The sequence below is a fragment of the Pseudomonas sp. dw_358 genome (assembly GCF_018449655.1).
Taxonomy (GTDB): domain Bacteria; phylum Pseudomonadota; class Gammaproteobacteria; order Pseudomonadales; family Pseudomonadaceae; genus Aquipseudomonas.
The window spans coordinates 39,481-51,534 of sequence record NZ_JAAVUX010000001.1 but is presented as its reverse complement, the minus strand read 5'-3'; the positions used below and the strand labels follow the sequence as shown (position 1 = coordinate 51,534).

10 protein-coding genes and 1 pseudogene are annotated in these 12,054 nt (G+C 63.5%); 7 read left to right on the top strand and 4 right to left on the bottom strand.

Annotation, left to right across the window (positions count from 1 at the left end):
• Window positions 1-19: 19 nt before the first annotated feature.
• The 3 genes and pseudogenes from thrC to HB675_RS00245 form a co-directional block, all read left to right on the top strand.
• Window positions 20-1,429 carry a threonine synthase gene (thrC, locus tag HB675_RS00255; RefSeq protein ID WP_213875084.1) on the top strand — a complete coding sequence of 470 codons (1,410 nt, stop codon included), beginning with the start codon at window positions 20-22 and terminating at the stop codon, window positions 1,427-1,429.
• Window positions 1,430-1,537: 108 nt separating this feature from the next.
• Window positions 1,538-2,269 carry a response regulator gene (locus HB675_RS00250; RefSeq protein WP_213875083.1) on the top strand — a complete coding sequence of 244 codons (732 nt, stop codon included), beginning with the start codon at window positions 1,538-1,540 and terminating at the stop codon, window positions 2,267-2,269.
• Window positions 2,270-2,339: 70 nt separating this feature from the next.
• Window positions 2,340-2,714 (top strand): annotated as a pseudogene (locus HB675_RS00245) (response regulator); the annotation flags it as partial.
• 85 nt (window positions 2,715-2,799) lie between these two features.
• Here HB675_RS00245 and HB675_RS00240 read toward each other — a convergent pair.
• The gene (locus HB675_RS00240; protein WP_256737438.1) at window positions 2,800-3,459 is read right to left on the bottom strand and encodes a response regulator transcription factor; all 660 of its coding nucleotides are present in this window, start codon (window positions 3,457-3,459) and stop codon (window positions 2,800-2,802) included.
• Window positions 3,460-3,669: 210 nt separating this feature from the next.
• On the opposite strand from HB675_RS00240, the gene HB675_RS00235 reads away from it, so the two are divergent.
• The 4 genes from HB675_RS00235 (at window position 3,670) to HB675_RS00220 (ending at window position 7,658) form a co-directional block, all read left to right on the top strand.
• Window positions 3,670-3,957 (top strand): DUF3509 domain-containing protein, encoded by a 288-nt coding sequence (locus HB675_RS00235; RefSeq protein WP_213875685.1) that lies wholly within the window; start codon window positions 3,670-3,672, stop codon window positions 3,955-3,957.
• Window positions 3,958-4,171: 214 nt separating this feature from the next.
• Window positions 4,172-4,714 (top strand): YaeQ family protein, encoded by a 543-nt coding sequence (locus HB675_RS00230; protein ID WP_213875081.1) that lies wholly within the window; start codon window positions 4,172-4,174, stop codon window positions 4,712-4,714.
• A gap of 55 nt (window positions 4,715-4,769) precedes the next feature.
• A complete protein-coding gene (gene recJ / locus HB675_RS00225) occupies window positions 4,770-6,479 on the top strand; it encodes a single-stranded-DNA-specific exonuclease RecJ (RefSeq protein ID WP_213875080.1) in 1,710 nt (569 codons plus the stop codon).
• 72 nt (window positions 6,480-6,551) lie between these two features.
• Window positions 6,552-7,658, top strand: coding sequence for an NADH:flavin oxidoreductase/NADH oxidase (locus HB675_RS00220; protein ID WP_213875079.1), 1,107 nt, complete (start codon window positions 6,552-6,554; stop codon window positions 7,656-7,658).
• A gap of 142 nt (window positions 7,659-7,800) precedes the next feature.
• Here HB675_RS00220 and metR read toward each other — a convergent pair whose 3' ends face one another.
• The 3 genes from metR to HB675_RS00205 form a co-directional block, all read right to left on the bottom strand.
• The gene (gene metR, locus HB675_RS00215; protein WP_213875078.1) at window positions 7,801-8,718 is read right to left on the bottom strand and encodes a LysR family transcriptional regulator; all 918 of its coding nucleotides are present in this window, start codon (window positions 8,716-8,718) and stop codon (window positions 7,801-7,803) included.
• A 108-nt stretch (window positions 8,719-8,826) separates the two neighbouring features.
• A complete protein-coding gene (locus HB675_RS00210; RefSeq protein ID WP_213875077.1) occupies window positions 8,827-10,152 on the bottom strand; it encodes a sigma-54 dependent transcriptional regulator in 1,326 nt (441 codons plus the stop codon).
• Window positions 10,149-12,026: an ATP-binding protein gene (locus HB675_RS00205; protein ID WP_213875076.1), complete on the bottom strand. Its 1,878-nt coding sequence runs from the start codon at window positions 12,024-12,026 to the stop codon at window positions 10,149-10,151. Before HB675_RS00205 ends, HB675_RS00210 begins: the two co-directional genes overlap by 4 nt.
• Window positions 12,027-12,054 lie beyond the last annotated feature (28 nt).

Genomic DNA, 12,054 nt, shown 5'->3' with positions numbered 1-12,054 from the left:
TGAGCCTGAGGAGTTAGCAATGCGTTATATCAGTACTCGCGGCCAGGCACCGGCCCTCGACTTCGAAGAAGTCCTGCTGGCCGGCCTGGCCAGCGATGGCGGCCTTTACGTGCCGGAAAACCTGCCACGTTTCACCCAGGAAGAGATTGCTTCCTGGGCCGGTCTGCCCTATCACGAGCTGGCCTTTCGGGTCATGCGTCCCTTCGTCACCGGCAGCATCCCGGACGCCGACTTCAAGAAGATCCTCGAAGAGACCTACGGTGTATTCGCCCACGCCTCGATCGCCCCGTTGCGCCAGCTCGACGGCAACGAGTGGGTGCTGGAGCTGTTTCATGGCCCGACCCTGGCGTTCAAGGATTTCGCTCTGCAATTGCTCGGCCGCCTGCTCGACTACGTGCTGGCCAAGCGCAAGCAGCGGGTGGTCATCATCGGTGCCACCAGCGGCGACACCGGTTCGGCCGCCATCGAAGGCTGCAAGCACTGCGACAACGTCGACATTTTCATCCTTCATCCACATAAGCGCGTCTCCGAAGTGCAACGCCGGCAGATGACCACCGTGACCGGTGCCAACGTGCATAACCTGGCCATCGAAGGCAACTTCGACGACTGCCAGGAAATGGTCAAGAACAGCTTTGCAGACCAGTCGTTCCTCAAGGGCACGCCACTGGTGGCGGTCAACTCGATCAACTGGGCGCGGATCATGGCCCAGATCGTCTACTATTTTCACGCTTCGCTGCAGCTGGGTGGCCCGGCCCGTTCGGTGTCTTTCTCGGTGCCCACCGGCAACTTCGGCGACATCTTCGCCGGTTACCTGGCGCGCAACATGGGCCTGCCGATCAATCAGCTGATTGTCGCCACCAACCGCAACGATATCCTGCATCGCTTCATGAGCGGCAACCAGTACGTGAAGGAAACCCTGCACGCCACCCTGTCGCCCTCCATGGACATCATGGTCTCGTCGAATTTCGAGCGCCTGTTGTTCGACCTGCACGGTCGCAATGGCGCAGCGATCGCCGGGCTTATGGCCGACTTCAAGCGCGGGGGCCGTTTCAGCGTCGAACAGGAGCGCTGGACCGAAGCGCGCAAGCTGTTCGACTCGCTGGCCGTCGACGACGAGCAGACGTGTGCGACCATCGCCCAAGTGTTCGAGCAGACTGGTGAAGTGCTCGACCCTCATACCGCCATCGGCGTACGTGCAGCCCGTGAATGCCGCCGCAGCCTGGACATTCCCATGGTGATTCTGGGGACCGCGCACCCGGTCAAGTTCCCTGACGCGGTCATCAAGGCCGGGGTAGGCAAAGCGCTGGACCTGCCGCCACACCTGACCGACCTGTTCGAGCGGGAAGAGAAATGCACGGTATTGCCCAACGACCTGAGCGCCATGCAGGCTTTCGTCGCACAGCACGGTAATCGTGGCGCTGCGCTCTGATCGTCATTTTCCTACAGAATACCAGCCCGTCATCCGACGGGCTTTTTTTGGCCTGCGTGACACACTTGTGCGCTCTTGATCCGAGGGCGGGGATGGCGCAATGGCCAGATGAACAGTGACCATGGCAATCGCCGTCAACGCCCGTTGCGCATACTGATCGTCGATGAGGTCGCTATCCAGCGCTCCGTGCTGGCCCGTCGTCTTGACTGCCTGGGCGGTGAAACCGTGGCCGTCGGCAGTGGAGCTGCGGCATTGCGGGCCTGGGCGGACGCTTCATTCGAGCTGTTGATCACCGATTGTCGTATGCCATTGATGGACGGCTATGCGTTGAGCGCCCTGCTGAGGCAGTTGGAGGCACGCCAGCAGCGAGCGCCGATGACGGTCCTGGGCTGCTCGGCCTGCTGGACCCCCGCAGACGAAGCGCTGGCTGCGCAGGCAGGCATGAACCGTCTGCTGCGCAAGCCGCTGGCTCCTCAGGTATTAGAGGCCATCACGGAGCCGAGTCTGGACCGCAACCGGCTGCGGCAGTTTAGCCGTGGCGATGCCCGCTTGCTGCGGCGACTGGAGGAGGAACTGGTGGCGGACCTGCGTCGAGAGTGGCGCTGTTTGCAGTCGCTGGCCGAGGAGGACCAGACGGCCTTGAGCGGCAGCTGTCACCGACTCAAGGGGATTGCCAGCCTGGTCGACGCCATGCCGCTGGCCAGAGCCTGTGCCCAGCCCGGGATGGATCAGGTCCCCCGAATGCGATTGGCCATCGAGCAGTTGCTGCTGGAATTGGCCAGGCACCATGTAGGAAACGCCCTTCAGTTCTTTCGGAAATTTCCTATTCCCGCGCCCTAGGTGGTTTATCTACAGTGTGCGCCACGCATGGCGTCCGGCTGTGCCCCCCCCTTTTCCGGAGGAACCGCCCATGCGCTCATTGAAAGTGCTGGTGCTCGAAGACAGTCCGTTTCAATTGATGGCTATCCACCAGATGCTCAATGCCAGCGGCGTTTTTGACGTGTTGACCGCAGAGAGCCTGGAAGCGGCCGAGGCCTCGCTGGCCAGTCGCGGGCCAGTGGACATCGCCATCTGTGACCTGCAGCTGGACCAGGGCGACGGCGTCGACCTGATCAACCACCTGGCAGGGCAAAAGCTCGCCCATGCCTTGATCGTTCTCAGCAGCACCGCGCGGCCGCGGCTGGATCAGGCGGCTCAATGCGCCCGGCAACAAGGGTTGCATGTGCTGGCGGCGCTGCAAAAACCGGCTTCGGCCAGCGTGCTGCACTGTCTATTGCAAGCCTATGTGGACACCGCCTGCCTGCCACGCGAGGCGCTGCCACTGGCCGAGGTCCGGGAGCTGGAGGACAGCCAGGCGTGGCGTTCGGCGCTCAAGTCTCGTGGTGCTCCTGGAGATAGATGAACAGTGCGGCATCGCTGGGGACGCCAAGCTTGCGCATGGCCGTGACTTTCTGAGCGCTGACCGTCTGTTTGCTACGATTGATGGCGGCCGCTATCTGTCCGACAGACAGGCCTGCGGCAAATAGTCGAGTGACTTCCAGCTCACGGGGCGACAGGGGCTCCTGTTCAAAGAGCCGGTTGATGCGGTTCTCGCCCGATGCCATCAAGACGTGGGTCACGGATCGGGCAATGAACAACTTGTTGCGCCGCAATTGATTGACGGCCATGGGCAGCTCTTCCACCAGACTGCCCTTGCCGATCAAGCCTCTCACGCCCGTATTGAGCATGGCACGGAAAAGGCCCGGGTTGAGCAACGAGGTCACCACCAGAATCGGCAGCCTTGGCCAGTAGCGTTGCACGTATTCCAATAGGCGCAGCCCGTCCGCCTGATTGGCCACGGGCATCATGAAGTCGGTCACCAGCAGGTCGCAGGGATGGCTGTGCAGCCATTCAGTGAGCTCCAGGGGGCCGCCGACCTCACCGGCGATCAGCAACTCGGGATCCTGTTCGATCAGGCTGCGCAGGCCCATACGAAAGATGGGGTGGTCATCAGCCAGGAGGATACGTACGGCGGGGCAGTCAGCAGTCAAGTTCGTGCTCGGCGATAGCGGGCGGGCAGCAATTTTCCGTTATCGAGCCCGATCCATCCATTGCAAACGCCATGACGTGGTGTAGTCCTTTTCGGCAAACTCAGGCATAAAAGGCGCTGAGGCACCTAGGCGTTCCTCAGGCGTCAGAACTTTTGGCAATCATCAAGGGTCATTGTCATGCACCTTTGAATTCGCAGAGTGGTGATCATGATGGAAAGCCTCAACCTGTTGCTCAGTCAAGCACTGACCCCATATGACGTCCACGTGAGCGCGGCCGCCGCCGATGGCAAATGCCTGGTGACGTTATGCAACGCCGCTGGCAGCCAGGTGCTGCAGCGTGCTTTCCACCAGAGTCAATTCAGCGACACGCGCGCCCTGATCGACGTTGCCGATGGCCTGCATCGGGATCTGCGCGTCGCCGAAGGCCGTCTTGAACCCTGCATGATTGCCGCGATGCGGAGCGTCAGTCAGAGCCCGACGTTTACCGCCGCCCTGTGATAACAGGGAACCATTGCCGAGGGAGGAGTTCTTAATCTGTAATGGCTGCGCGTGAACATTGTGCTCCGGTGTTCGTCGCCAGCCGTGCGGGCCCGCAGGGGCCTGGTTAACCCCGAGCGGACTCCCCACCGCTCGGGGTTTCTTTTTGTCTGCTATTGGCTCGCTCGTGCATCGGGTAGACTGTGCGACTTTCCTCGTTTCAAGAAGCCCGTCCATGGCCCAGCCGTCCACTACCTATAAATTCGAATTGAACCTGACCGATCTGGACCGTGGGGTATACGAAAGCGTCAAGCAGACGATCGCCCGCCACCCCTCGGAAACCGAAGAGCGCATGACCGTGCGTCTGCTGGCCTATGCCTTCTGGTACAACGAGCATCTGTCGTTCGGTCGCGGCCTCTCCGACGTCGACGAACCGGCCCTGTGGGAAAAAAGCCTGGATGACCGGGTGCTGCACTGGATCGAGGTCGGCCAGCCCGATGCCGATCGCCTGACCTGGTGTTCGCGTCGCACCGAGCGCACCAGCCTGCTGGCCTATGGCAGCTTGCGGGTCTGGCAGACCAAGGTGGTGGACGCCGTCAAGAACCTCAAGAACGTCAACATCGCCGCCGTGCCCCAAGAGGTCCTCGAGACCCTGGCCAAGGACATGCCGCGGGTGATCAAGTGGGACGTGATGGTCAGTGAAGGAACGATCTTCGTCACCGATGACCGTGGCCAGCACGAAGTCCAGCTCGAGTGGTTGCTGGGCGAACGCGGTTGAGCATCGCCGTCCTCGCCGCTTGAGCCTTTTCCCTCCAGGAGTCTGACCTCGCCCCATGCGTATCGAACCGCGTCCATTGCCCGATATCCTGCCGTTTCTCGGCGACATGCCACCTTTGCTGACGCGGCTGTATGCCGCCCGTGGTGTGGCCAGTGTCGTTGAACTGGACAAAAGCCTGGCGCGGTTGATCCCGTTTCGGCAGCTCAAGGGGATCGAGCAGGCGGTGGATCTGCTGGTACAGGCCATTGATCAGCGTCAACGTATCCTCATTGTCGGTGACTTCGATGCCGACGGCGCCACGGCCAGCACCGTCGGTGTGCTGGGCTTGCGGCTGCTGGGCGCGGCCCATGTGGATTACCTGGTGCCCAACCGGTTTGAATACGGCTACGGCCTGACGCCGGAAATCGTCGCGGTGGCCTTGCAGCGCGAGCCGCAGCTGTTGATGACGGTGGACAATGGCATTTCCAGCGTCGAAGGCGTCGCCGCAGCCAAGGCAGCCGGGCTCAAGGTGTTGGTCACCGACCACCACCTGCCGGGTCACGAGCTGCCTGCTGCCGACGCGATCGTCAACCCCAACCAGCCAGGCTGTGCTTTTCCGAGCAAGGCCCTGGCCGGGGTCGGCGTGATCTTCTACGTGCTGATGGCCCTGCGTGCGCGCCTGCGGGAGATGGGCCGTTATGCCCAGACGCCGCAGCCCAACATTGGTGAGCTGCTGGACCTCGTTGCCCTGGGCAGCGTGGCAGACGTGGTGCCACTGGATGCCAATAACCGCATCCTTGTCCATCAGGGCCTGGAGCGGATCCGGGCGGGCCGGGCCCGCCCGGGTATACGCGCGATCCTTGAAGTCGCCCGCCGTGAGGCCGCGCGGGTGACATCCACCGACCTGGGTTTCATCGTCGGTCCGCGGCTGAACGCCGCCGGGCGTCTGGACGACATGAGCCTGGGCATCGAATGCCTGTTGTGCACCGATGCGGCAATGGCACGGGACATGGCCGAGCAGCTCGACGGCCTGAACCAGGACCGCAAGTCCATCGAGCAAGGCATGCAGCGCGAAGCCCTGGCGCAGTTGAAAGACTTGTCGCTGGAGGCGATGCCCTTCGGTTTGTGCCTGTTCGATGCCGATTGGCATCAAGGGGTAATCGGGATTCTCGCGTCGCGGCTCAAGGAGCGCTATCACCGGCCCACCATCGCCTTCGCCGACGCCGGGGAGGGGATGCTCAAGGGCTCGGCCCGTTCGGTTCCCGGCTTTCATATTCGCGATGCCCTGGATGCAGTGGCGGCCCGGCACCCACAATTGATCAGCAAGTTCGGCGGTCACGCCATGGCGGCGGGGCTGTCGCTGCCCGAGGCCAACTTTCCGGCGTTTGCCGCGGCCTTCGATGAGGAAGTGCGTCGCCAGCTGCGTGAAGAAGACCTCACGGGGCGATTGCTCTCTGATGGTAGTCTGGCCATTGAGGAATTCCACCTTGAACTGGCCCGCGCCTTGCGCCACGCCGGGCCATGGGGCCAGCACTTTCCCGAGCCCCTGTTCCATGGCGTGTTCCAGCTGGTGGAACAGCGGGTGGTGGGCGAGCGCCACCTCAAGGTGGTGCTCAAGAGCGAGTGTGGTTCCATCAAGCTCGACGGCATCGCCTTTGGCGTAGACCGCGAGGTCTGGCCCGACCCCGGTGTGCGGTGGGTGGAGCTGGCCTACAAACTGGATCTCAATGAATTTCGCGGTCAAGAGACCGTGCAGTTGCTCATTGCCCACATCGAGGCGCGTTAGCGGGAACACCGCTCGGAGGCGCGCTGTCGACTAGGCTGTATTCACTGTCGTACACGCCCCAAGAGGTGCCCCATGAGTCTGTTGCTTGAACCTTACACCCTGCGCCAGCTGACCGTGCGCAACCGTATTGCCGTCTCGCCCATGTGCCAGTACTCAGCCGAAAACGGGCTGGCCAACGACTGGCACCTGGTGCATCTGGGCAGCCGCGCGGTTGGGGGAGCGGGGCTGGTGTTCACCGAGGCCGTCGCGGTCACCGCCGAAGGCCGTATCACTCCGCAAGACCTGGGGCTGTGGAGCGATGAGCAGATCGAACCGCTGCAGCGCATTACCCGCTTCATCACCGCCCAGGGCGCCGTGCCGGCCATTCAACTGGCCCACGCCGGCCGCAAGGGCAGTGCCTGGCGGCCGTGGTTGGGCAAGAGCGGTGCGATCCCCGTCAGCGAAGGGGGTTGGGTGCCGGTCGGCCCCTCGAAAATTGCGTTCGACCCTCATTACACTGTGCCTGCCGAACTGAGCGAAGCGCAGATCCAGGAAGTCATCCTGGCCTTTGTCGAGGCCGCACGGCGTGCCCTGACCGCCAACTTCAAGGTGGCCGAAGTCCACGCGGCCCACGGGTACCTGCTGCATCAGTTCCTGTCGCCCATCAGCAACCAGCGCCGCGATCAATACGGTGGCTCGTTCGAGAACCGCATTCGCCTGACGCTGCAAGTCAGCGAGGCCATCCGGACCGTTTGGCCGGAAGAACTGCCGGTGTTCGTGCGGGTATCGGCCACCGATTGGGTCGAAGACGGCTGGAACCCGGATGAAACCGTCGAGTTGGCCCGCCGCTTGAAAGCGTTGGGTATCGACCTGATCGACGTCTCGTCGGGCGGTACCGCTGCCCATGCCGAGATTCCCACCGGGCCTGGCTATCAGACGCGCTTTGCCGAGCGCGTGCGAAAAGAGTCGGGTATCGCCGCCGGCACCGTAGGGATGATCACCGATCCGGCTCAGGCCGAGCACATCCTGCGCACGGGTCAGGCGGATATCATCCTGCTGGCCCGCGAACTGTTGCGCGACCCGTACTGGCCGCTGCATGCGGATGACGACCTGGGCGGCCGTCTGGCGACCTGGCCGGCGCAGTACCAGCGCGCGACCCACCGTGATCAGCCGATTCATGAGTCCGATTTGCGCGATTGAGGCGCGGCAGATAATCGCCTGACGCTCCTCTGAAGTTCGCCCTGCGTGGGACTCCCAGGTCGCGTACCTGCGCTTCGTCCCGCCCCGCGCCCTGTAGGAGCAGGGCTTGCCCGTGATGGTCGTTACGCGGTGCCAAGGTTGTTCAGCGCACCGCGCTCACCCCATCCAGGGTCGAAAACGACGTGTCCTTGGCCGTCAGCAGAAAATCACGCATGTAGGGCGCATCCAGCATGTCCGTCCGCACGCCCGCGTAGAGCGTCGCAAACAGGCCTTTCTCCCCCAGGCGCTTGCCCTTCACGTAACCCCGGGCGCTGTACTCGTGCAGTGCCCAATGCGGCATGCCGCAGACGCCGCGGCCGCTTGCCACCAACTGCATCATCATCACCGTCAGCTCCGAGGTACGCACCTGCGCGGGCTCGATATCGGCCGGCTCCAGAAAGCGGGTGAAGATGTCCAGCCGATCCCGCTCCACCGGATAGGTGATCAGGGTTTCGCCAAGCAGGTCCTCGGGCACGATGAACGGCTTGTTGGCCAAGGCATGCTGATTGGCGACCGCCAGCATCGCTTCGTAGGTGAACAGGGGCACGTAGGTGATCCCCGCCAGCTCCAGTGGGTCGGACGTCACCACTAGGTCCAGGTCGCCGCGGGCCAAGGCCGGCAAGGGGGCGAAGGAGAAGCCCGAGGCCAGGTCCAGCTCCACTTCCGGCCAGGCGTCGCGGAACAGGTCGATGGTCGGCATCAGCCACTGAAAGCAGCTGTGGCACTCGATGGCCATGTGCAGCCGACCCGCAGTGCCGCCTGCCAGACGCGTGATGTCGCGCTCGGCACCTCGCAGCAGCGGCAAGGTGGCGTCGGCCAACTGCAGCAGGCGCAGGCCGGCACTGGTGAATCGAATGGGTTTAGTCTTGCGGATGAACAACGGCATGCCCAGTCGCTCTTCCAGTTCCTTGAACTGGTGGGACAGCGCCGATTGGGTCAGGTGCAGCCGCTCGGCAGCCTCCACCAGGCTATCGGCCTCGCGCAAGGCGTTGAGGGTTTTGAGGTGGCGAATTTCCAGCAAGTGAGTGCTCCCGCAGCCTTGGCCTAGGGCAACCAAGGTGAAAATATCTTGTGAAGAGTTTCAATGGCGTGAGTTTGTCTCATGTTGTGTGGGTTGTCGATATCGACATCAGGCCAGCCCGAATTTCTTCACCTTGTCGAACAGCGTGGTCTTGGCCATGCCCAGCTCCAGGCAGGCGCGACTCAGGTTGCCGTCGTTGCGTTGCAGTGCCTCGTTCAGCAGGTTGCGCTCGAAGGCCTCCACCGCTTCGGCGAAACCCAGGCTTTGGGCCGTCGCTGTGCCGCTGTGCTTGAATGCCGGCAAACCCAAGGCATGGCGCTCGGCGACGTTGCGCAGTTCGCGCACGTTGCCGGGCCAGTCGTGGCTCATCAGACGCGACAAGGTCTGGCTATCCAACATGGGCGTTTCGCGATCGAAACGCAGGGCCGCCAGCTGCAGGAAGTGTTGGAACAACTGCACGATGTCCTCACGCCGCTCGCGCAAGGGCGGCAGCTCCAAGGTCACCACGTTCAGGCGGTAATACAGGTCGCTGCGAAACTGGCCGTCGTGGCTGGACTGTTCCAGGTCGGCCTTGGTCGCCGCAATCACCCGGCAATCCACTTCGATGGACTGGTTGGAGCCCAGCCGTTCCAGGGTGCGCTCCTGAAGCACCCGCAGCAGTTTGATCTGCAGGTTCTGCGGCATGCTCTCCACTTCATCGAGGAACAGGGTGCCACGGTGAGCGTGCTCGATCTTGCCGACACGGCGCTTGCCTGCGCCGGTAAAAGCGTTGGCCTCATGGCCGAAGATTTCGCTTTCGAACAGGCTCTCCGGCAGGCCGCCGCAGTTGAGCGCCACGAAGGGATTGGGCTGGCGCCGGCTGAAGTCATGCAGGCAGCGGGCAACCAGCTCCTTGCCGGTCCCGGTTTCGCCTTCGATCAGCACGTTGGCCGAGGTGTCGGCGACGTTGGCGATCAACTCGCGCAAGTCCTGCACCGCTTGGGAGCGGCCGATGATGCGTTGTTCGAGGGACTGGCGCCCCGCCAGTTGCTGGCGCAGGGCGCTGACCTCAAGGGCCAGGGCTCGCTGCGCCAGGGCCCTGCGCACCACCTCGACCAAGCGCTCCGGGGCGAAGGGTTTTTCCATGAAATCATAGGCGCCGCTGCGCATGGCGCCGACTGCCATGGAGATGTCACCGTGCCCGGTGATCAGCACCACCGGCAACACCGGGTCGAGGGTCTTGAGCCGGGCCAGCAGTTGCAAGCCGTCCATGCCGGGCAGGCGGATGTCGCTGACGATGATGCCGGCAAAGTCGACGCCCACGCGCTGCAATGCCTGTTCGGCGCTCGCCACCCCCTCGCTGGCGATATCCTCCAGCGCCAATGCCTGTTGGCAACCCAGCAGAACATGGGGGTCGTCTTCGACGATCAGAACGGTCAATGCAGTGTTGTTCATGGCGTCTCGCGGGTCGCAGGTGGCAGGTTAAGGACAAACACGGTACCGCCGCCCTCGGGATGGTCGACAGTCAGTCGGCCACCCGCCGCTGCCGCGAGGCTGGCAGACAGTGTCAGGCCCAGCCCCAGCCCCTGATTGCCGGGTTTGGTGGTGAAAAAAGGTTCGAACAAATGCTGGCGCGCCTGGGGCTCGACGCCATGGCCGTTGTCCTCGACCCACACCTGGCTAACCTGGCTGTCTTGCCGAGCGCCGATCACGATCAGCGGCCGGGCCTGGTTCTGGACGGCATCCAGGGCATTGCCCAGCAGGTTGATGAGGATCTGTTCCAGACGTGTCGGGTCCATGGGCAGGCACAGGTCGGGGCAGTCACGTTGCAATTTCACTTTGGTCTCCAGTCGCGGCCCCAGTACCTGCAGGGTGGCCTCGATGGCACTGGTCAAGGAAGCCTGTCCCCGGTCCTCGCCGCGCCGGGCAAACGCGCGCAGGCTGGCGGTGATACGCCCCATGCGGTCAATCAGTTCGTTCATGGCCTGCAGGTTGGTGCTGGCGGTTTCCAGCGCGCCCCGCTCCAGAAAGCGCACCGTGTTGCCGGACAAGGTGCGCAAGGCGGCGAGCGGCTGGTTAAGCTCGTGCGCCACGCTGGTGGACATCTGTCCGATGGCTGCCAGCTTGCCCGCCTGAACCAGTTCGTCCTGGGTCCGGTGCAAGGTGTCTTCGGCCTGGCGGCGCTCGCGGATCTCTCCACGCAGGCGTTCGTTGCTGGCCCGCAGGTCGGCGGTGCGCTCGCCGATCCTGCGCTCGAGCTGATTGTTGGCCAGCTCCAAGGCCTCGCGGGCAGCCAGGCGTGTGGAAAGGACCTTGCGGCGTTCGTTCCAGGCGATCAGCCCGATGGCCAGCAAGGCGAAAGCCACAGTCGCCAGCACACCCTCGATGATCGATTCGCGGCGCAGGTCGGCCAAGGGCGTGAGCAAGGTCAAGTGCCAAGGGGTTTCCAGCAGAGGGCGGCTCTGGGACAGATAGCTCACGGCGGGAGTCCCAGGGCCTCCCGGCAGCGTCAGCGTCTCGACGCCTTCGGCCACCGGGCTGCGCGCCTCCGATGGCAGCTCGCTGAGGGGCGCCCAGTGATATTGCAGGCTGCGGGCCAGGCGCTCCTTGGTCTCTGCGCTCAGGGGCTGGGTCGATTTGAGGCGCCGCGCCGGGTCACTGGACAGGATGATGATACCGTTCTCGTCGCTGACGTAGGCCTCCAGACGGGCCTTTTGCCAGCGCTCTTCCAGAGCCTCCAGACGCACCTTGATCACTGCCACACCAATGACCCGGCCGTGCTCTTCCAGGCCGTGGGCCAGATAGTAGCCTGGCTCGCCGGTGGTGCTGCCGATGCCGTAGAAGCGTCCGGGCAGCCCGCGCACGGCGGCCTGGAAATAGGCACGGAAAGACAGGTCCTCGCCCAGGTAGCTGTCCTTGTCGCGCCAGTTGCTGGTGGCCAGAACGCGGCCCTCGGTGTCCAGCAGGTAAATGGCGCGGCTGCGGCTGCGGCGGTTGAGACCGTCGAGGTAATCGTTGACGGCCTGGCGATGGTCGTTGTCAGGGTGATGCAGCAACGCGGCCACCGAGCTTTCCAGCTCCAGCAGGCTGGGCAGATAGGTGAAGCGGTTGAGTTCGCTTTCCACCGCACGGGCATGCAGTTCGAGCTGGCGTTCCCCAGTCTCGGCCAGGGTGTGCAGGCCACTGCGCTCGCTGAGGACAAAGCCGACATAGCCCAGGCCCAGCATCAACAGGAGGATCAGCGGTGGCAGCGAAAGCTGGCGAATCAGGCGGGGTTTCACGTAGAGGGCCGGTGACTGCATGGGGTGGCGATCGGGCAGGCATTTCATCACACAGGCCTTGGTCGAGCCAGCGTAC

Excerpts from the sequence above, each read along its gene's own strand:
- recJ (WP_213875080.1), top strand. The coding sequence starts at position 4,770 with ATGCGTATCGAACCGCGTCCATTGCCCGATATCCTGCCGTTTCTCGGC.
- HB675_RS00210 (WP_213875077.1), bottom strand. The coding sequence starts at position 10,152 with ATGAACAACACTGCATTGACCGTTCTGATCGTCGAAGACGACCCCCAT.
- HB675_RS00235 (WP_213875685.1), top strand. The coding sequence starts at position 3,670 with ATGGAAAGCCTCAACCTGTTGCTCAGTCAAGCACTGACCCCATATGAC.
- thrC (WP_213875084.1), top strand. The coding sequence starts at position 20 with ATGCGTTATATCAGTACTCGCGGCCAGGCACCGGCCCTCGACTTCGAA.
- HB675_RS00205 (WP_213875076.1), bottom strand. The coding sequence starts at position 12,026 with ATGAAATGCCTGCCCGATCGCCACCCCATGCAGTCACCGGCCCTCTAC.
- HB675_RS00230 (WP_213875081.1), top strand. The coding sequence starts at position 4,172 with ATGGCCCAGCCGTCCACTACCTATAAATTCGAATTGAACCTGACCGAT.
- HB675_RS00220 (WP_213875079.1), top strand. The coding sequence starts at position 6,552 with ATGAGTCTGTTGCTTGAACCTTACACCCTGCGCCAGCTGACCGTGCGC.
- HB675_RS00250 (WP_213875083.1), top strand. The coding sequence starts at position 1,538 with ATGAACAGTGACCATGGCAATCGCCGTCAACGCCCGTTGCGCATACTG.